The sequence below is a fragment of the Pelomicrobium sp. P1 genome (assembly GCF_052805615.1).
The window spans coordinates 90,429-109,071 of the sequence record NZ_JBRBEM010000005.1 but is presented as its reverse complement, the minus strand read 5'-3'; the positions used below and the strand labels follow the sequence as shown (position 1 = coordinate 109,071).

14 protein-coding genes, 1 tRNA gene and 1 pseudogene are annotated in these 18,643 nt (G+C 66.9%); 7 read left to right on the top strand and 9 right to left on the bottom strand.

Translation table 11 applies throughout. The annotated features are described in order from the left end of the window. Positions 1 to 40 precede the first annotated feature (40 nt). The 5 genes from ppsA (at position 41) to ftsB (ending at position 7,022) form a co-directional block, all read left to right on the top strand. On the top strand, positions 41 to 2,437 hold the full coding sequence (ppsA, locus tag ACUVYZ_RS06970; RefSeq protein WP_439933684.1) for a phosphoenolpyruvate synthase: 2,397 nt from the start codon (positions 41 to 43) through the stop codon (positions 2,435 to 2,437). Between the two features lie 118 nt (positions 2,438 to 2,555). Beyond that, positions 2,556 to 4,241, top strand: a complete 1,686-nt coding sequence (locus ACUVYZ_RS06965) for a CTP synthase (RefSeq protein WP_439933685.1) — start codon at positions 2,556 to 2,558, stop codon at positions 4,239 to 4,241. 284 nt (positions 4,242 to 4,525) lie between these two features. Beyond that, a complete protein-coding gene (kdsA, locus tag ACUVYZ_RS06960) occupies positions 4,526 to 5,389 on the top strand; it encodes a 3-deoxy-8-phosphooctulonate synthase (RefSeq protein ID WP_439933686.1) in 864 nt (287 codons plus the stop codon). Between the two features lie 26 nt (positions 5,390 to 5,415). Beyond that, complete coding sequence (gene eno, locus ACUVYZ_RS06955) at positions 5,416 to 6,699, top strand: phosphopyruvate hydratase (protein ID WP_439933688.1); 1,284 nt, start codon at positions 5,416 to 5,418, stop codon at positions 6,697 to 6,699. Beyond that, the gene (ftsB, locus tag ACUVYZ_RS06950) at positions 6,699 to 7,022 is read left to right on the top strand and encodes a cell division protein FtsB (RefSeq protein WP_439933689.1); all 324 of its coding nucleotides are present in this window, start codon (positions 6,699 to 6,701) and stop codon (positions 7,020 to 7,022) included. Before eno ends, ftsB begins: the two co-directional genes overlap by 1 nt. A 98-nt stretch (positions 7,023 to 7,120) precedes the next feature. Here ftsB and ACUVYZ_RS06945 read toward each other — a convergent pair whose 3' ends face one another. The 4 genes and pseudogenes from ACUVYZ_RS06945 to ACUVYZ_RS06930 form a co-directional block, all read right to left on the bottom strand. Beyond that, positions 7,121 to 7,282: a hypothetical protein gene (locus ACUVYZ_RS06945; protein ID WP_439933791.1), complete on the bottom strand. Its 162-nt coding sequence runs from the start codon at positions 7,280 to 7,282 to the stop codon at positions 7,121 to 7,123. Between the two features lie 16 nt (positions 7,283 to 7,298). Next, a pseudogene (locus ACUVYZ_RS06940) lies at positions 7,299 to 7,448 on the bottom strand (NnrU family protein); the annotation flags it as partial. A gap of 211 nt (positions 7,449 to 7,659) precedes the next feature. Continuing rightward, a tRNA-Asn gene (locus ACUVYZ_RS06935) sits at positions 7,660 to 7,735 on the bottom strand. A gap of 72 nt (positions 7,736 to 7,807) precedes the next feature. Then, positions 7,808 to 9,013 (bottom strand): amino acid aminotransferase, encoded by a 1,206-nt coding sequence (locus ACUVYZ_RS06930; protein ID WP_439933690.1) that lies wholly within the window; start codon positions 9,011 to 9,013, stop codon positions 7,808 to 7,810. Between the two features lie 153 nt (positions 9,014 to 9,166). Here ACUVYZ_RS06930 and uvrB point away from each other — a divergent pair, with 153 nt between their 5' ends. Next, positions 9,167 to 11,236 carry an excinuclease ABC subunit UvrB gene (gene uvrB / locus ACUVYZ_RS06925; protein WP_439933691.1) on the top strand — a complete coding sequence of 690 codons (2,070 nt, stop codon included), beginning with the start codon at positions 9,167 to 9,169 and terminating at the stop codon, positions 11,234 to 11,236. A 25-nt stretch (positions 11,237 to 11,261) separates the two neighbouring features. On the opposite strand, the gene ACUVYZ_RS06920 is transcribed toward uvrB, so the two are convergent. From ACUVYZ_RS06920 to ACUVYZ_RS06900, 5 genes are read right to left on the bottom strand one after another with little or no spacing between them, the layout of a single operon-like run. Further along, positions 11,262 to 12,797, bottom strand: a complete 1,536-nt coding sequence (locus tag ACUVYZ_RS06920) for a class II aldolase/adducin family protein (RefSeq protein WP_439933692.1) — start codon at positions 12,795 to 12,797, stop codon at positions 11,262 to 11,264. A gap of 24 nt (positions 12,798 to 12,821) precedes the next feature. Then, on the bottom strand, positions 12,822 to 13,586 hold the full coding sequence (locus ACUVYZ_RS06915; RefSeq protein ID WP_439933693.1) for an NRDE family protein: 765 nt from the start codon (positions 13,584 to 13,586) through the stop codon (positions 12,822 to 12,824). Between the two features lie 14 nt (positions 13,587 to 13,600). Continuing rightward, positions 13,601 to 13,882, bottom strand: coding sequence for a DUF4936 family protein (locus tag ACUVYZ_RS06910; RefSeq protein WP_439933694.1), 282 nt, complete (start codon positions 13,880 to 13,882; stop codon positions 13,601 to 13,603). Further along, entirely contained in the window at positions 13,882 to 14,916 is a 1,035-nt protein-coding gene (gene ygfZ / locus ACUVYZ_RS06905; protein ID WP_439933695.1) for a CAF17-like 4Fe-4S cluster assembly/insertion protein YgfZ, read from the bottom strand. The genes ACUVYZ_RS06910 and ygfZ overlap by 1 nt, the downstream gene beginning before the upstream one ends. Before the next feature lie 15 nt (positions 14,917 to 14,931). Continuing rightward, on the bottom strand, positions 14,932 to 17,910 hold the full coding sequence (locus tag ACUVYZ_RS06900) for an adenosylcobalamin-dependent ribonucleoside-diphosphate reductase (RefSeq protein ID WP_439933696.1): 2,979 nt from the start codon (positions 17,908 to 17,910) through the stop codon (positions 14,932 to 14,934). Positions 17,911 to 18,189: 279 nt separating this feature from the next. Here ACUVYZ_RS06900 and ACUVYZ_RS06895 point away from each other — a divergent pair, with 279 nt between their 5' ends. Further along, entirely contained in the window at positions 18,190 to 18,633 is a 444-nt protein-coding gene (locus ACUVYZ_RS06895) for a universal stress protein (RefSeq protein ID WP_439933697.1), read from the top strand. The last annotated feature ends 10 nt before the right edge of the window (positions 18,634 to 18,643 follow it).

Here is an 18,643-nt window from a genome sequence, read left to right as displayed (position 1 = left end):
TTTGTTGCGATTACAATTCAGTGCGCGACGAGGCCGGGAAATGAGCGAACGGTACGTGCTGTGGTTCGACGAGGTGGGCTTGAAGGACGTGGAACGCGTGGGGGGCAAAAACGCTTCCCTCGGCGAGATGATCGGCCATCTCGCCCACGCCGGCGTGCGGGTGCCAGGCGGCTTCGCCACCACCGCCCAGGCGTACCGGGACTTCCTCGCCCAGGGCGGGCTCGACCGGCGCATCCGGGACGCCCTTGCCCGCCTCGACGTGGACGACATCGCCGCCCTCACCCGTACCGGCGCCCAGATCCGGGGCTGGGTCACGGAGGCACCGTTCCCGCCGGCCCTCGAAGCGCAGATCGCCGAGGCCTACCAGCGCCTGGCCGAGGAGGGCGGGCCGGAGCTTTCGGTGGCGGTCCGCTCCTCCGCCACCGCCGAGGATCTGCCGGATGCTTCCTTTGCCGGCCAGCAGGAGACCTTCCTCAATATCCACGGCCTGGATCGGGTCCTGGAAGCGGTCAAGCACGTGTTCGCCTCCCTGTTCAACGACCGGGCCATCGCCTATCGGGTCCACCAGGGCTTCGATCACGCCCGGGTGGCCCTGTCCGCGGGGGTACAGCGCATGGTGCGCAGCGACCTGGCCTCGAGCGGGGTGATGTTCACCCTGGACACCGAGTCGGGTTTCGACCAGGTGGTGTTCATCACCTCCGCCTACGGCCTGGGCGAGACGGTGGTCCAGGGCCAGGTGAACCCGGACGAATTCTACGTCTACAAGCGGGGCCTCAAAGAAGGACGCCCGGCCATCCTGCGCCGGACGCGGGGCTCCAAGGCCATCAAGATGGTGTTCGCGGACACCCGGGAGGCGGGCCGCTCGGTGCGCACCGTGGACGTGCCCGAGGAGGAGCGGCTGCGTTTTTCCCTCGATGATGACAATGTGATGGAGCTGGCCCGCTATGCCCTGGCGATCGAGGCCCACTACGGCCGCCCCATGGACATCGAGTGGGGCAAGGACGGGATCGACGGCAAGCTCTACATCCTTCAGGCGCGGCCCGAGACGGTGAAGGCGCGGGCCTCCCTGGATCGGATGCAGCGCTACCGGCTCAAGCGGCGCTCCCAGGTGCTGGTGTCCGGGCGGGCCATCGGACAGAAGGTGGGCTCCGGACCGGTGCGGCTGGTCAAGGACGCCTCGGAGATGCAGCGGGTCCAGCCGGGGGACGTGCTGGTCACCGACATGACCGATCCGGACTGGGAGCCGGTGATGAAGCGGGCGGCCGCCATCGTCACCAACCGGGGCGGGCGCACCTGCCACGCGGCCATCGTCGCCCGGGAGCTGGGCATTCCGGCGGTGGTGGGCACGGGGGACGCGACCCGGGTGCTGCGGGACGGCCAGGCGGTGACCGTCTCCTGCGCGGAAGGGGATACCGGCCACGTCTACGAAGGGGTGTTGGAGGTGGAAGTGGTGGATCTGGCGCCCCAGTCCATGCCGCCTTGCCCGGTGAAGATCGCCATGAACGTGGGCAACCCGGATCTCGCCTTCGAGTTCCAGCGGCTGCCCAACGACGGCGTGGGGCTCGCCCGGCTGGAGTTCATCATCGCCCGCATGATCGGCGTGCACCCGAAAGCCGCCCTGGAATATCCCCGCCTGCCGGCCGAGGTGAAGCAGGCCGTGGAGCGCCAGAGCGCGGGCTACGGGAGCCCGGCGGCGTTCTACGTGGAAAAGCTGACCGAAGGCATCGCCACCCTGGGGGCCGCCTTCTGGCCCAAGCCGGTCATCGTGCGCTTGTCGGACTTCAAGTCGAACGAGTACTCGAGCCTGATCGGGGGCGACCGCTACGAGCCGAAAGAGGAAAACCCGATGCTGGGTTTCCGCGGCGCTTCCCGTTACGTGGCGCCCTCGTTCCGGGACTGCTTCGAGATGGAATGCCGGGCGTTGAAGCGGGTGCGCGACGAGATGGGGCTCACCAACGTGGAGATCATGGTGCCCTTCGTGCGTACCCTGGAGGAGGCGCGTCGGGTGCTGGCGCTGCTCGCCGAGCACGGGCTCAAGCGGGGCGAGAACGGGCTGCGCATCATCATGATGTGCGAGATTCCCTCCAACGCCCTGCTGGCGGAACAGTTCCTGGAATACTTCGACGGGTTCTCCATCGGCTCCAACGACATGACCCAACTGACCCTCGCCCTGGATCGGGACTCCGGTTTGGTCGCCGAACTGTTCGACGAGCGCGATCCCGCGGTGAAGACCATGCTGCGCATGGCGATCCAGGCATGCCGGCGGGCGGGGAAATACGTGGGCATCTGCGGCCAGGGACCCTCGGACCACCCCGATCTCGCCCGCTGGCTCATGGAAGAGGGAATCGAAAGCCTGTCCCTCAATCCGGACACGGTGGTCGAGACCTGGCTCTACCTCGCGAACCAGGCGAAAAGCCCGAGCCCCGCCGCCGCTTGAAAGGCCGCCGTTCCCGGGATCTCGGCGGCCGAAAGTCCCTGCAAGGATGCGCCAGTCCGCAGGAGACGCGCGCTCGCAAGCTGTTGTCCCCAGGCGTTTTGAGCTATCATAGACTTCCATGACAAAGTTTGTCTTCGTCACCGGTGGCGTCGTCTCCTCCCTGGGTAAAGGCACCGCCTCCGCGTCCCTGGCAGCGCTTCTCGAATCTCGCGGCATCCGAGTCACCCTGATCAAGCTGGACCCGTACATCAACGTGGATCCGGGCACCATGAGCCCGTTCCAGCACGGCGAGGTGTTCGTGACCGAGGACGGGGCGGAAACCGATCTGGACCTGGGTCACTACGAGCGCTTCAGCCAGGCCAGGATGACCCGCCGCAACAACTTCACCACCGGCCAGATCTACGAAAGCGTCATCAAGAAAGAGCGGCGCGGCGACTACCTGGGCGGCACGGTGCAGGTGATCCCCCACATCACCGACGAGATCAAGAGCTTCATCCGTGCGGGGGCGGGCGATGCGGAAGTGGCCATCGTGGAGATCGGGGGCACGGTGGGCGACATCGAATCCCTGCCTTTCCTCGAAGCGGTGCGCCAGATGGCGATCCAGATGGACCGGCAAGACACCTGCTTCATCCATCTGACCCTGGTGCCCTACATCCCGTCGGCGGGGGAGATCAAGACCAAGCCGACCCAGCATTCGGTCAAGGAGCTGCGCGAGATCGGGATCCAGCCCGACGTCATCCTGTGCCGGGCGGACCGGCCGCTGCCGCCGGAAGAGCGCCGCAAGATCGCCCTGTTCACCAACGTGCCCGAGGAGGCGGTGATCTCGGCGGTGGACGTGGACAGCATCTACAAGATTCCCGCCATGCTCCATCGGCAGAAGCTGGACGACATCGTCTGCCGCCGCCTGGGATTGTCGGTACCGCCTGCCGACCTGAGCGATTGGGACAGATTGGTGGAGGCTCTCGAGCATCCCCTGGGGGAGGTGGACGTCGCGCTGGTGGGGAAGTACGTCAACCTCACCGAGTCGTACAAGTCGCTTTCCGAAGCGTTGATCCATGCCGGGATCCACACCCGCTCCCGGGTGCGCATCCACTACATCGATTCGGAGGCGATCGAGCGGGAAGGTACCGGGTGCCTGCGGGGCATGGACGCTATCCTGGTGCCCGGCGGCTTCGGCAAGCGGGGCGTCGAAGGGAAAATCCAGGCCATTCGCTACGCCCGGGAGAACAAGATTCCTTACCTGGGCATCTGCCTGGGGCTGCAGCTCGCAGTCATCGAGTTCGCCCGCCACGTGGCGGGCTTCGCCGGCGCCCATAGCACCGAGTTCGACCCGAATACGCCCCATCCCGTGATCGCCCTGATCAGCGAGTGGGTAAACCGCGATGGATCCCTGGAGCGGCGCAGCGCCCAGTCCGACCTGGGCGGTACCATGCGCCTGGGCGGCCAGGAGTGCGAGCTGCGGGAAGGCACGCTGGCGCGCAGGATTTACAATGCGCCCCGGATCGTGGAGCGCCACCGGCACCGCTACGAGGTCAACGATAACTACGTGCCCCAGCTCGAAGCCGCGGGGCTGCGGGTGAGCGGCCTGTCCGCCGCCGAGAGGCTGGTGGAAATGATCGAGCTTCCGGACCATCCCTGGTTCGTGGCAAGCCAGTTCCACCCGGAGTTCACTTCCACGCCGCGCGGCGGTCATCCTTTGTTCAATGCCTTCGTCCAGGCTGCTCTGGCATACAGGCGCCGCATGCGGGGCATCCCGGAGGAGCGGGCATCCGAGGCGCCGGTCGGGGTGGGCAGCGCGGTCTGAGATGGCATCCTCCATCGTGAAGCTCTGCGGTTTCGAAGTCGGCCTCGGCCAGCCTTGCTTCCTGATCGTGGGGGCGCCCGGACGCGGCGGCGCGGAGCGCCCGGGGCGGGGAGGGCGCCGGAGGGGCCCGCGTTGGGAGCGGAGGCGCTCGTGAAGCTCTGCGGTTTCGAAGTCGGCCTCGGCCAGCCTTGCTTCCTGATCGCGGGGGCGCCCGGACGCGGCGGCGCGGAGCGCCCGGGGCGGGGAGGGCGCCGGAGGGGCCCGCGTTGGGAGCGGAGGCGCTTGTGAAGCTCTGCGGTTTCGAAGTCGGCCTCGGCCAGCCTTGCTTCCTGATCGCGGGCCCCTGCGTCGTCGAGTCGCTGGCGCTCGCCATCGACACCGCCGGGCGTTTGAAGGAAATCTGCGGCAAGCTGGGCATTCCTTTCATCTACAAATCCTCTTACGACAAAGCGAACCGCAGCTCAGGCAAATCGTTCCGCGGATTGGGGATCGAGCAGGGCTTGAAGGTGCTTTCGGAGGTCAGGAGGCAGGTGGGCGTGCCGGTGCTCACCGACGTGCACACCGAGGGCGAGGTCCCCCTCGCGGCGGCGGCGGTGGACGTGCTGCAGACGCCTGCCTTCCTGTGCCGCCAGACGGACTTCATCCGCGTCGTGGCCTCCGCCGGCCGGCCGGTGAACATCAAGAAGGGACAGTTCCTGAGTCCCTGGGAGATGAAGAACGTGGTGGAGAAGGCGCGGGAAGCGAGCGGCCAGGACAACATCCTGGTGTGCGAGCGGGGCGTCTCCTTCGGTTACAACAACCTAGTCTCGGACATGCGCTCCCTCATGGTGATGCGGCAGACCGGCTGCCCCGTGGTATTCGACGCCACCCATTCGGTGCAGCTTCCGGGCGGCCAGGGGGATCGCAGCGGCGGCCAGCGGGAATTCGTCCCGGTCCTGGCCCGGGCGGCCATCGCCGTGGGGGTTTCGGGCCTGTTCATGGAGACCCATCCCGACCCGGACAGGGCCCTTTCGGACGGCCCGAACGCCTGGCCCCTGGATCGCATGCCGGAGCTGCTGGAGACGCTCAAAGAAATCGATGCCCTGGTGAAGGCGCGAGGATTTTCCGAGGAGCGCTATCTCGAGGAATCGGCGCTTCGGCCCCGTTGAAGAAAACCAAGATCCCAAGAACTGCCATGAGTGCCATCGTCGACGTTGTTGCACGCGAGATCCTGGATTCCCGCGGAAACCCCACGGTGGAGGCGGACGTGTTGCTGGAGTCCGGGTCCATGGGGCGCGCCGCGGTGCCCTCCGGAGCGTCCACCGGCCAGAAGGAAGCGGTGGAGCTGCGCGACGGCGACGCCCAGCGCTATCTGGGCAAGGGCGTGCTAAAGGCGGTGGAGAACGTGAATACCGAGATCTCTGAGGCGATCATGGGACTGGATGCCGCCGAGCAGAGCTTCATCGACAAGACCTTGATCGAGCTCGATGGCACGGAGAACAAGTCCCGGTTGGGGGCCAACGCGATCCTCGCGGTCTCCCTAGCGGTGGCCAAGGCCGCCGCCGACGAGGCGGGCCTTCCCCTTTATCGCTACCTGGGCGGCGTCGGTCCCAGGGCCATGCCGGTGCCGATGATGAACATCATCAACGGCGGCGCCCACGCCAACAACCGGCTGGATCTGCAGGAGTTCATGATCGTACCGGTGGGGGCCCAGAGCTTCCGGGATGCCCTGCGCTGCGGAGCCGAAGTGTTCTACGCCCTGAAAAAGCTTCTCCACGACAAGGGCATGCCCACCACCGTCGGGGACGAGGGCGGCTTCGCCCCCGATCTCCCCGGGAACGAAGCCGCGCTGGAGCTCATCATGCGGGCGATCGAGGCGGCCGGTTACCTTCCCGGGGCGGACGTGTCCATCGCCATCGACTGCGCCGCCTCCGAGTTCTACGAAGAGGGTAAATACATGCTCCAGGCTGAGAAGCGTAGCCTGAGCGCGGAGGAATTGGCCGCATACCTTTCCTCCTGGACGCAGAAGTACCCGATCCTCAGCATCGAAGACGGGATGAGCGAAACCGACTGGGACGGCTGGAAGCTGCTCACTCAGCGTCTTGGGAAAAGCGTGCAGCTCGTGGGCGATGACATTTTCGTCACCAATCCCCGCATCCTGGAGGAGGGGATCAAGCAGGGCATCGCCAATTCGATTCTCATCAAGGTCAATCAAATCGGGACCCTCACCGAGACCTTGGAGGCGATCGAGCTCGCCAAACGCTCCGGCTACACCGCTGTGGTATCCCATCGCTCGGGAGAGACAGAAGATACCACCATCGCCGACATCGCCGTGGCCACGGGCGCGATGCAGATCAAGACCGGGTCCCTCTCCCGCTCGGATCGCCTGGCGAAATACAACCAGTTGCTGCGCATCGAGGAGGATCTGGGCGAATCCGCCTACTATCCCGGCCGGGGGGCATTCTACCAGCTCAAGTGATGCGACTCCTCGCTCTCGTGCTGGCGGCCCTGATCGTGTTGATTCAATACCCCTTATGGTTCGGAAAGGGCAGCTGGTCGAGGGTGTGGGAGCTCAACAAGCAACTCGAAGAGGCTCGGGCGTCGAACGAGCGGTTGCGGCAGCGCAACGCTGTCCTGGATGCGGAAGTCCGCGACCTCAAGCAGGGCCTGGAGGCGGTGGAGGAACGGGCCCGGGCCGAGCTGGGAATGATCCGCCAGGACGAAATCTTCTTCCAAGTGGTGGATCCATCCCGGAGCGCAGTCTCGATTCCTGCCCCTTCGCCGGCAGGCGAGCCCCGGTAGCGGGATCGTTACCGTTCAACGCCGCCCAGGGGTGCCACGGGCCCTTGCGGAAGCTGACGGAATTCAAATCGACGGCATTCGCCGCCTGAGGCAAGACTTCAGTTGGGACCCGGTTTAGGGCAGTGCAGGAGCCCCGAACGAACCAGCCGTTCGCCGCCCACCGCCGTCACATTGCGGGAAAAGAGCCCCAGTACGATCAATACGAGGGCCACGGGCATGACGAGCACCGGCGCGAGCCGCCCTGCCGGCCCAGGTCCCATAGGGGCGTTTGCGGCGCCTTTTCATGGGCCCAGTCGCCCCCGCCAGAAAGACCAGGGCCAGGATCGAATACAGAACGAGGAACGCCGATTCGCCGGTGTGGGTGATGAGGCGGTTGCGGACGGGCGGGAAGGAGAGCAGGAAATGCCCGCCAACGAATCCGAGCATCGAGACCAATGAGAATGGGTTGGCCTCGCCATTCTACGGTGGATTTGCGCTCTGACGGGAGATCCGAGCCCTGGCCTGCCCAGATGGAGCGCCGGCAGCCAAGCCAGGGAGAGGGGCTTGCCCCGTAAGGGGACGATCCCCGCGGCAGTGGTGGCGTTCTTTGAATCGACCGACTTCGAGGACGCCGTGGGCAACGCCGTGGAGTTGATCATGGCTCCCCGAGCAGGACTCGAACCTGCGACCCGCGGATTAACAGTCCGTTGCTCTACCGGCTGAGCTATCGGGGAAGCGAGAAGGCCGAAATTTTACGGTCTCTATCAGGCCCGGGCAACCCCGGCCTGCAGCGGGCAGCCGGGGATCTACCGGATGACCTTGGCGATTGCGTCCGCCACGTAGTCGATGTTGCGAGAGTTGAGCGCCGCGACGCAGATGCGGCCGGTATCCACGGCGTAGATGGAGAATTCGTCCCGCAGCCGGTGAACCGCCTCCCTGGAAAGGCCGGAATAGGAGAACATGCCCCGCTGGCGCGCGACGAAGCTGAAGTCCGCCCCCGGGACCCGGGCGTGGATCTTCTCCACCAACTGGTTTCGCATCGTGCGGATGCGCTCCCGCATCTGGCCGAGCTCCTGCTCCCACAGCGCCCGCAGATCGGGGGAGGTGAGCACCCCGGCGACGATCTTTCCGCCGTGGGTGGGGGGATTCGAGTAGTTGGTGCGCACGACGCGCTTCAACTGGCTTAAGACCCGGGCGGCTTCGTCGGCCCCGCTGGTCGCCACGCTCAAGGCGCCCACCCGCTCGCCGTACAGGGAAAACGACTTGGAGAAGGAGCTGGAAACGAACAAAGGACCCTCGGTCTCGGCGAAACGCCGCACCGCCTGGGCGTCCGCGTCCAGCCCGTCGCCGAATCCCTGGTAAGCGATGTCCAGGAAGGGCACCAGGTCCCGGCGCCGCACGGTGGCGATCACTTCCTCCCACTGGCCGGGGGTCAAGTCCACACCGGTCGGATTGTGGCAGCAGGCATGGAGCACCACGATGGACTGGGCCGGCATATCGTGAAGGGCCTTCATCATTCCGGGGAAATCCACTCCATGGGTCGCCGGATCGTAGTAGGGGTAGGCATTCACCGTGAATCCTGCCCCCTCGAACAGGGCCCGGTGGTTTTCCCAACTGGGATCGCTGATCCACACCTGGGCGCCGGGGAGCAGCCGGCGCAGGAAGTCGGCCCCGATCTTAAGGGCGCCCGTGCCCCCCAGGGCCTGGAGGGTCACCACCCGGCCGTCCGCGACGGTGCTCGAGTCGGCGCCGAAGAGCAGGGTCTGGGCCGCGCGGTCGTAGGCGGGCAGGCCGTCGATGGGAAGGTAGTTGCGCGGAGCCGCCTGTTCCACCACCTGGCGTTCCGCGAGGCGCACGCACTCTAGCAGGGGCACCTGGCCGGTGTCGTCGCAATAAACCCCGACCCCCAGGTTGACCTTGGCCGGGTTCTTATCGCAGTTGAAGAGCTCGTTCAAGCCGAGGATGGGGTCGCGGGGCGCCATGGGAACGCCGGCAAACAAAGAAGGGCGCATGGATCGGCTCGGACAAAAGGGCAAAAATTGTTATTTTACCTCGATAAGGCTGCACGGTGAATAAAGCGGGGCAAGCATGGCGGGAATCCGACGCAGTGTGGGAAAATCTAAACCTTCGCCTTGACCGATACCGACCGAAGCTTCGTCCATCGAATGGCACGTCTCGCGCCTCCCCCGGCCGCCCGTCCGGCCCCCCGGGTGGAAACTTTTCCCGGGAGCCCTTTCCGGCTCCACCAGCCGTTTCCGCCGGCGGGCGACCAGCCCCAGGCCATCGCCCAACTGGTGGAGGGCGTGCGCGACGGGCTGATGTACCAGACGCTGCTGGGCGTCACGGGCTCGGGCAAGACCTACACCATGGCCAACGTCATCGCCCGCCTGGGCCGACCGGCCTTCATCCTGGCCCCCAACAAGACCTTGGCCGCCCAGCTGTACGCCGAGATGCGGGAGTTCTTCCCGGAGAACGCGGTGGAGTATTTCGTCTCCTACTATGACTACTACCAGCCGGAAGCCTACGTCCCTTCCCGGGATCTCTACATCGAGAAGGATTCCAGCATCAACGAGCACATCGAGCAGATGCGGCTGTCGGCCACCAAGTCCCTGCTGGAGCGGGACGACTGCGTGATCGTGGCCACCGTGTCCGCCATCTACGGGATCGGCGACCCCGTGGACTACCACGGCATGATTCTGCACCTGCGGGAGCGGGAACGGATCTCCCAGCGGGACATCATCAAGCGCCTGACGGACATGCAGTACCAGCGCAACGACCTGGACTTCCGCCGGGGTACCTTCCGCGTGCGCGGGGACGTAATCGACATCTTCCCCGCGGAGCACTCGGAGACAGCGCTCCGGGTAAGCTTGTTCGACGACGAGGTGGAAGAGCTCCACCTCTTCGATCCCCTCACCGGGCGGACCCTGCAGAGGGTGGGGCGGTTTACGGTCTATCCTTCGAGCCATTACGTCACTCCCCGCGGCACCACCTTGAGGGCGATCGAGGCGATCAAGCAGGAGCTGGCCGAGCGGATCGAATTCTTCCAGAAGGCCGGCCGCCTGGTGGAGGCCCAGCGCATCGAGCAACGCACCCGTTTCGACCTGGAGATGCTGAACGAGCTGGGCTTCTGCAAGGGCATCGAGAACTATTCGCGCCATCTCTCCGGCCGCGCGCCCGGAGAGCCGCCCCCCACCCTGATCGATTACCTGCCGACCAACGCGGTCATGTTCATCGATGAGAGCCACGTGACCATTCCCCAGCTCGGAGGCATGTACCGGGGCGACCGCTCGCGCAAGGAAAACCTGGTGGAGTACGGCTTTCGGCTGCCCAGCGCCTTGGACAACCGGCCGCTGCGGTTCGACGAGTTCGAACGGATGATGCGCCAGACCATCTTCGTCTCCGCCACCCCTGCGGAGTACGAGCGGGAGCGCTCGGCCCAGATCGTGGAGCAGGTGGTGCGGCCCACGGGGCTGGTGGACCCGGCCGTGGAAGTGCGGCCCGCTTCGACCCAGGTGGACGATCTCATGTCGGAGATCCATCTGCGGGTCGGCCGCGGAGAGCGGGTGCTGGTGACCACCCTCACCAAGCGCATGGCCGAGGACCTGACGGAATACTTCTCCGAGCACGGCATCAGGGTGCGTTATCTCCACTCCGACATCGACACAGTGGAGCGGGTGGAGATCATCCGGGATCTGCGCCTCGGGAAATTCGACGTGCTGGTGGGGATCAACCTACTGCGGGAAGGGCTCGACATTCCGGAGGTGTCCCTGGTGGCCATCCTGGACGCGGACAAGGAGGGCTTCCTGCGCTCCGAGCGCTCCCTGATCCAGACCATCGGCCGGGCGGCGCGCCATGTGAACGGCACCGCCATCATGTACGCGGACACGGTCACCGATTCCATGCGGCGGGCGATCGAGGAGACCGAGCGCCGGCGGCGCAAGCAGCTAGCTTTCAACGCCCAGCACGGGATCGTCCCGAGGAGCGTCTCGAAACGTATCAAGGACCTGATCGACGGCATCTACGAGCCGGAAAGCGCGAAGCCGTTGCTCAAGGCAGCCGAGGTCCGGGCCGGCTACCGCATCTTGTCCGAAGAGCAGTACGCGAAAGAGATCAAGCGGGTGGAAAAGGAGATGCTGGAGGCGGCGAAGAACCTGGAGTTCGAGCGGGCCGCCCAGCTCCGAGACCTGCTGCACAGCCTCAAGAACCGGCTATTCGTCGGTTTCGACCAGGGGTAGCTTTCCCTTTCCCTGGCCCCTTCGCTCAGAAGGCGATGCCGGCCCGCTCCAGAGCCCCGGCCATGGGGGAGTGGGCGAGGATCGGGCGGCAGGCTGGGTACCAGGCTTCCCGATCCCCTACGGCGCACAGCAGGTCAAGGCCGCCGAAAGCGAGGACGGTGGCCTCCACGACCTGCTCCCGATCCTCGGCAGCCGCACCTCCGAGGGGCGCTTCCAGGAGCGCCGGGTCCCCGCCCCCGCGGCAATCGGAAGCCGAAGCGACGACGCGCACCACGGCCGCGCCCAGCGCCAGCAGCCGAGGAACGAGGCCGGGGTCGTGGCGGTCGGCGCCCGGGGTCACCAGGGCGACCTGGCCCAGGAGCGGGCGCTCGCCCGCCGCCTCCCGTCGCAGCCGCTGCTCAAACCCTCCGTAGGCGAGCTCCGCCCACGCTATGAACTGGGGCGGCGCCGCCCGGTACGCGTCGTGGGCAGAAGCGCGGGTGATGATGGCGATGTCATGGAGATACACTTCCGCCGCGACGGCGGCGTAGCGGGCATCGACGCCCAGGGCGGCCAGTCCCAGCTCGGGATCCAGGACCACCCGGGGCGAAGGATCCAGGGTTCGGGCCTGCTCGGCGCCCAGGTAGCGGGTCAGGTACTCGGCGTAGGCTCGGGTATAGGAGGCCCCGTCCCGCCCGAGGAGGGGCAGGCGCCGGGTGAAAATGGCGTGCTGGGGCGTGGGCGGGCCCTGCTGGGACACGGTTTCCAGGTCCGCGCGCCGGGCGAAGGCCATGGCCACCGGCTCCCGGACCAGCTTGAGGATGAGGGGAAAACCCGCCGCGCGGGAGATGTCCCGGCGCAGCCGGGCGACCGCTTCCCGGTCCAAGGGGGGCGCTGCCGCTTCGGGCAGGTCCCAGGCGCCGTGGGCGGCGAGATAGTCTTCCGCCCGGGCCGCCAGGGCAATCATATTCTCATAGGATTCCCGGGCGGAGGGGCCGAAGGCCACCGCGCCGTGGAACTGGAGGATCAGGCCGATGGTGCGGGGCGTCGCCTGTCGGCGGAACACCTCGGCGCAGGCCTTGGCCAGCTCGAAGCCGGAGTGGCGGTAGGGCACCACCGGCGCCAGATCCCCGTACACCTCTTTCAACACCCGGTCGGCCGCGGCCACGTTGGCCACCGCCAGGATGCTGTCGGCATGGGTATGCTCCACGTAGGGAAAGGGAAGCGCCCCATGGAGCAGGGTCTCGATGGAGGGGGCCGGGGCGCCGGGGGAAAGCACCGCATCCTTGAGCCGCGCCAGCATCTCCTCGTTGTCGAGGGCCTCGCGCTCGAGGAGCGGGAGGACCCGGTCCAGATCCACCGGCACGAAGGCTCCCTCGTCTACCCGGGAGAGGTCCGCACCGCTGCCCTTCACGTAGAGCACCCGGCGACCCTGTTCTTCCACCTTGACCGAGGTGTTGCCGCCCCCGTGCAGGACCAGGGTGGGATCCTGGCCCAGTAACCGGGACGTGTAGATGCGGCTTCCCAGCGCTCCGGAAAACCGGGCGGCCTCTTGATCGTCCCAGCGGCTGCGGATCGGCATGGGGAAGGGGGGCGGGGCAGGCGGTTACAGGGTGAACTCGTAGGCTACCTGGCTTCCCGTCGCTCCGCGGGGCCCGAAGCTGCGCTCCACGAACTGAACCGTTCCGTCCCGGCCCACCAGCACGACGCTCGAGGAGCGGGTGCCATAGGTGTCGGAAGCGATGAAGGCGGCCGAGAGCAGCCGCTCCCATTCGAGCCCGATGCCGGTCTCGGGCAGCTCCCCGTCGCCGGGGCGGGAATGATCCGCCAGCATCCGGAAGAGCCCTTCCAAGAGGGCCGGGCCTTCCTGTTCCAGCAGACCGAACAGGGTCTCCTTGCTGCGCCGGACCTTGGGCCAGGGTGTATCCAGCAGATGGTTGCTGAGGCCGTACACCCCCTCCGTCAGGCGCCGTATTCCCTCGGCGCGGTTGGACTGGTACACCACCGCGGCCCCGTCTCCCACGATTAGGTTGTAGCCGTTGTACTCGCCGGCGCGGGACGCGACCTGCCTGGCGTAGGCCTCGGGGGCCTCGGCCCCGGTCAGGAAGTCGCTCACCAGGCGGCCCCGGGAGGGAGCTCCCTCACGCCGGGCACCTCCCTCCCGGTAGTTGGTTACCAGGGCGAACCGGCCGGTGCGGGTGATGCCGAGCCAGGTGCCGCCCTCCGCCAAGTCGCGCCCGGCCAAGACCTGGGGATGATCGGGCCAGAAGGCGGCGGGGGCCGTGGAACGATCGTAGAACTCGTCCCGGTTCGCCGCCACGATCAACCGGTAGCGAGGATGCGTATGGAGGGCGAGGAGGGCAAGGCACATGCCAGAGGCCGGGCTTAACCCATGACAAAGCACTCGACCCGCCGTTCGGCGCCGGGAGCGAGCAGGCTCCGCAGCCCCTTTTCCCCCACGAGCTGGGCGAGGGTTTCCTCGAAGCGAGCGGGGTCCTCCACTTCCTCGTAGACCTCCATCCACAGGTGGGGCTCATCCCGCTTCTTGAGCAGCCGCCCGGCCACCCCCGTGCGGCAGTCCAGAGCCGTCTGTAGCTCCCGGACCCGGGCTTCCGCCACGGCCGCCTGGGCCGGATCGACCCGGTAGTAGATGTAATAAGCCAGCATCACTGGGGCACCGGATAAGGCAGGGGCAGAAGCTCGAGTCGGGGCCCGTCGGGGGTTTTCCAGCGCACCTCCCCCGCCTGGACGCTCCCCTGCTGGACCACCGCCAGGAGGTCGTAGCCTCCCCCGGGGGCCGGGGCGGCGTTGACCACCATCCCGCTCGCCTGGCCCTCCGTCTCCGGGCCGTAGAGGGGATCTCCCGGCGCGGGGGTGGCTTCCCCGTCCAGATGGGCCAGGTAAAGGCGCCGCTTGAGCTTCCCCAGGTAATGGGTGCGGGCGACGATCTCCTGGCCGGGGTAGCAGCCCTTGCGGAAGCTCAACCCTCCCAGGGCGTCCAGGTTGGCCATCTGGGGCACCAGCTGGTCCTGGGTGGCCGCGGTCACCCGGGGGATGCCGGCCCGGATCTCGAGCCACTCCCAGCAGGAAAAGCCGATGGGGCGGGCGGCAGTCCTCAAGCGCTCCCACAGGCCTGGGGCCTGGTCCGGGAGACTCACCAGCTCGAAGCGTTGCGGCCCGAGCCGGAGGAGGGTTGCCTCTTCGGCCTGGGCCACACCGAGATCCACCTCCGGCAGGCTCCCGAAGCGGGCGGCGAGGAGCTGCCCGGCGTCGGGGCCCGCGACCCCCAGGCGCACCAGGGCGTCGCTCATGTCCTCGATCTGCACCTGGGCCCGGAGGATGAACAAGGCGAGGCGCCGGCGTATGGGCTCGGCGAGTTCCGTGGCGAGCTGCAAGGCGTAGTCTTCGCCCATGCGCCAGAGGAGGAAAGTAGCCAGCATCCTCCCTTTGGGGGTGTTGTAACTGCTGTGCTGGGCCCGGTGGGCGGGCAGCCCCCGCACGTCGCTGGAGAGCTGCCCATGGAGAAAGGCCTGGGCATCTGGGCCCGAGACCCGGAGCAGGCCGTATCCGGACAGATCGGCAATCACCGTACTCCGCCCGGTGGCTTCCCGTTCTCCGGACGGATCGCCGAAGTCGGCGACCCGATCCCCGCTCATGCGGGCGCCTTGGGATTCCAGGTAGGCTTTCCAGTCAGGATGCATGGCGACCCCCCCGGATTAGCCGCAGGCCCCCACCGCTCCGCAGGAGGTGCAGAACTCGCAGCCGTCCTTCTTGATCACCGTGCGGGCGCCGCATTCGTCGCACGGCTTTCCGGCCAGGGCCGGCTGAGCCACCAAGCCCGCCTCGCCCGCGAAGGCCTCCGGCACTGCCAACACCCCCATGTCCACTACCGGGTGTCCCTGTTCGGTGAGGATGCCCAGCATGGCGTACCGGTGGATCAGCAGCCGCGCCAGGTAAGCGATGGTGCTGGGGAAGTTCTCTTGGCGATCGGCATCGGGCACCCGGGCCATGAAATCGCCCCGGGGCTCGGAGTAGTTGAGAAGCTTGCGGAGCTTCATGCCGATCCAAGCCGGATCCACGACCCGCATGTCATAGGAGAGGAGTCGGCACAGGCCGTCCAGCACCCTGGGATAGAAGCCGGCAAGCCACATGCTGTAGGGCCGCCGCTCGCCCCCCGGCAGCACCAGCTCCTTGACGCCCAGGACGAAATCGTCCCCGGTGGCCGGATTGGCGATGTCCACGGTCCAGCTCAGGGTGCCGTCGGTGCCGGTTTTGGGCTCCCGGCGGGCGAAGAGGGCGTCCATCACCGGCGTGGGCTCGTCCTCCCCAGATAGCGCGCCGAGTTGCTCGCAGCGGTAGCGAACGATGCGGCCGAAGGCGGCCACCAAGCTGGGCGCCCACACCCGCTCGCCCCGGGGCGGCATGGCCACCATGAATCCGTCATCGCCCACGGTCTTGGCCAGCACGTCCAGCTTAGTGCGCAGCCAGACCTTGTCCTCCGCCCGCATGTCCATGGACAAAGTCTTCGCCAGCGCCCCGAGGCCCCGGGGTTGCTCGTTGCCGTTTACCCAGACCTCGAAGGGCTTCACTCGCCCGTCGGACTGGGTGATCTCCCCCACGAAGATGGCGAACTTGCCCAGGGGATGCTCCACCTCGTAGGTCCAGGCCATGTTGCCGGCGGGAAGCTGAGGCCGCCCGGGCCAGCGCAGGCTGGCGAGGGCCGGGGTCGGGGCCTTTTCCAGCACCAAGCGCTTGTCCACCTCGGAGAGCTGGATGTCCTGGGGCTCCGCCTTGTTCCGGGACTGGACCTCCAGGACCGCGCCCAGGGTCTCATTGGGACGGTAGGTGGTGATGCCCTTCAGGCCCGCCTTCCAGGCTTCCATGTACAGATCCTTGAATGCCTCGAAGGGATAGTCCTCCGGCACGTTCACCGTCTTGGAGATGGCGGCGTCGATGTAGGGTTGCACGGCCGCCGACATGCGCATGTGGTCCAAGGCGTGCATCTGCAGTGCGGTGACGAAGGCCTCGGGCAGCAAGGCGTAGCGCTTGCCTCCTTCCGTCCACACCTGGCCTGCAGGGATGCCCCGGGACGGGTCCCAGGGAAGCAGCGTCACATCCTCTCCGATGCCAGTGAGCCGCTTGTACAGCCGGTAGGCATGGTCTTCCACCGTGTACGGGCGGCGGCTTCCGTCGGGCATGCGCTTGTTGCGGATATAGGTCCAGGAGAAGGGCGGCTCGATGCCGTTGCTCGCGTTATCCGCAAAGGCAAGGGAGATGGTGCCTGTGGGGGCAATCGAGAGCAGATGGGAGTTGCGGATCCCGTGCTTGCGAATCTGGGCCTTGAGCTCCCTGGGCAGGCGCGAGGCGAAGCTCTCTCCATCCAGATACTTGTCTGGGTCGAAGGCCGGGAAGGCCCCTTTTTCCCTGGCCAGCTCTACCGAGGCAGTATAGGCGGCGTCTCGCATCTCCCGGGCGATGGAGGCGGCCATCTCCCGGGCCGCGTCGGTGTCGTAGCGCAAGCCGAGCATGATGAGGGCGTCGCCCAGTCCGGTGAAGCCTAGCCCGATGCGCCGTTTGCTGCGGGCCTCCTCCTGCTGCTGGGGCAGGGGCCAGTGGGTTAAGTCGAGAACGTTGTCCAGCATGCGTACCGCCATCGCGCAGGTGTCCCGGAACGCCTCCGTCAGGAACTGGGCTCGCTCGGTGAAGGGGTGGGCGATGAAGCGAGTGAGGTTGATAGAGCCCAGGTCGCAGCAGCCGTAGGGAGGTAGCGGCTGCTCGCCGCAAGGATTGGTCGCCTCGATCCTCTCGCAATACCAGAGGTTGTTGTCCCGGTTGACCCGGTCGATGAAGACCACGCCCGGTTCGGCGTGGTCATAGGTGGAGGCCATGATCTTGTCCCACAGGACCCGAGCCCGCATCCGCCGGTAAACCCACAAGCCGTCGGCTCGCTGATAGGCACCCCGCGCTTTGGCCTCGGCGCCCGGCTCAGCGGGATGGGTAAGCTCCACCTCGGCATCCGCTTCCACCGCTCGCATGAACGCGTCGGTCACCGCCACGCTCATGTTGAAGTTGTTGAGCCGGCCTTTCTGGTACTTGGCGACGATGAAGTCCTCGATGTCGGGATGGGTGCAATTGAGCACCGCCATCTGGGCACCGCGCCGGGCACCCGCGGATTCCACCGTGGCGCACATGGCGTCGAACACTTCCATGTAGCTCACCGGCCCGGAAGCGGAGCTGCAGGTGCCCCGCACCAGCGCCCCGCTTGGGCGGATCGCCGAGAAGTTGTAGCCCACGCCGCCCCCGCGGCGCATGGTCTCCGCTGCTTCGTTGAGAGCAATGAAGATGCCGGGCACGCCGTCGATATGGCCCGAGATGGAGTCGGCGATCGGCTGGACGAAGCAGTTGATGAGGGTCGCCTGCAGCGCGGTGCCCGCCGCGGAGTTGATACGGCCGCCCGGGATGAAGCCGTTGGCCAGGGCCTGGTAGAAGGGGCCCACCCAGCGCTGGGCTTCCGCTTCCGCCTGGGCGAGCCCCCGGGCTACTCGCAGCCGCACCTCCTCCACGGTGCGCTCGTTCCCCTTGGCGTATTTTTCCATCAGCACGTCGAGGGAACATTCCTGGGGAGCAATCAGCTCCTCCAGGACGGGATATGCCGCTCCGCGGCTCTTGCCGGGAGCATCCAGCGGTATGTTCATACGGGCTCTCTCAGGTAGACGGTTGAGATATCCTTCCCGTTCGGTGGGGGCGAAAACTCACCCTTTGTTATTTTCGCACGTTTCCCCGGGCGCCTGACTGGCGGCCGGGTTTATGGGCTGTCTGTGCAGTCGACCGGCCGTCCCGGGGAAGCCCCCTCTCCCTGAGTGAAGCTACCGCCCGGGATGGACCCTTCCGCGGTGGCGCCATCTGGGCTAACCTGTGCGGGCCGCGGCACCCGAAGAAAGGGCCGATAGCCCACGAGAGAGGAGGGTGGGGCAATGTTCAAGCATATCCTGCTGCCCACGGACGGCTCGGAGCTGTCCCAGATCGCCATCACCAAAGGAATCGCCTTCGCCAAGAGCATCGGCGCCCGGGTCACGGGCCTGCACGTGGCGCCGGAGTTCGAGCCCATCGCCTACGACGGGCTGATGCCGGTGGACCCCATCACCGATGAGCAGTTCGCCGAGGAGGCCCGGGCCCGGGGCAAGACCTATCTCGCCGCCATCGAACGGGCAGCCCAGGAGGCGGGGATCCCGTGCGAGACCGTCTTCACCACCGGCCACCACCCGTTCGAGGTCATCATCCGCACGGCCGAGGAGCGGGGCTGCGACCTGATCGTGATGGCCTCCCATGGGCGCCGGGGCATCGCCAGCCTGCTCCTGGGAGGGGAGACCATGCGGGTTTTAAGCCACACCAAGATTCCGGTGCTGGTGTTCCGCTGACCGGGACGAC

Bases quoted from the DNA above. Each gene is read 5' to 3' on its own strand.
- ppsA (WP_439933684.1), top strand. From the start codon at position 41: ATGAGCGAACGGTACGTGCTGTGGTTCGACGAGGTGGGCTTGAAGGAC.
- ACUVYZ_RS06965 (WP_439933685.1), top strand. From the start codon at position 2,556: ATGACAAAGTTTGTCTTCGTCACCGGTGGCGTCGTCTCCTCCCTGGGT.
- eno (WP_439933688.1), top strand. From the start codon at position 5,416: ATGAGTGCCATCGTCGACGTTGTTGCACGCGAGATCCTGGATTCCCGC.
- ftsB (WP_439933689.1), top strand. From the start codon at position 6,699: ATGCGACTCCTCGCTCTCGTGCTGGCGGCCCTGATCGTGTTGATTCAA.
- ACUVYZ_RS06945 (WP_439933791.1), bottom strand. From the start codon at position 7,282: ATGGGACCTGGGCCGGCAGGGCGGCTCGCGCCGGTGCTCGTCATGCCC.
- ACUVYZ_RS06930 (WP_439933690.1), bottom strand. From the start codon at position 9,013: ATGCGCCCTTCTTTGTTTGCCGGCGTTCCCATGGCGCCCCGCGACCCC.
- uvrB (WP_439933691.1), top strand. From the start codon at position 9,167: ATGGCACGTCTCGCGCCTCCCCCGGCCGCCCGTCCGGCCCCCCGGGTG.
- ACUVYZ_RS06920 (WP_439933692.1), bottom strand. From the start codon at position 12,797: ATGCCGATCCGCAGCCGCTGGGACGATCAAGAGGCCGCCCGGTTTTCC.
- ACUVYZ_RS06915 (WP_439933693.1), bottom strand. From the start codon at position 13,586: ATGTGCCTTGCCCTCCTCGCCCTCCATACGCATCCTCGCTACCGGTTG.
- ACUVYZ_RS06910 (WP_439933694.1), bottom strand. From the start codon at position 13,882: ATGCTGGCTTATTACATCTACTACCGGGTCGATCCGGCCCAGGCGGCC.
- ygfZ (WP_439933695.1), bottom strand. From the start codon at position 14,916: ATGCATCCTGACTGGAAAGCCTACCTGGAATCCCAAGGCGCCCGCATG.
- ACUVYZ_RS06900 (WP_439933696.1), bottom strand. From the start codon at position 17,910: ATGAACATACCGCTGGATGCTCCCGGCAAGAGCCGCGGAGCGGCATAT.
- ACUVYZ_RS06895 (WP_439933697.1), top strand. From the start codon at position 18,190: ATGTTCAAGCATATCCTGCTGCCCACGGACGGCTCGGAGCTGTCCCAG.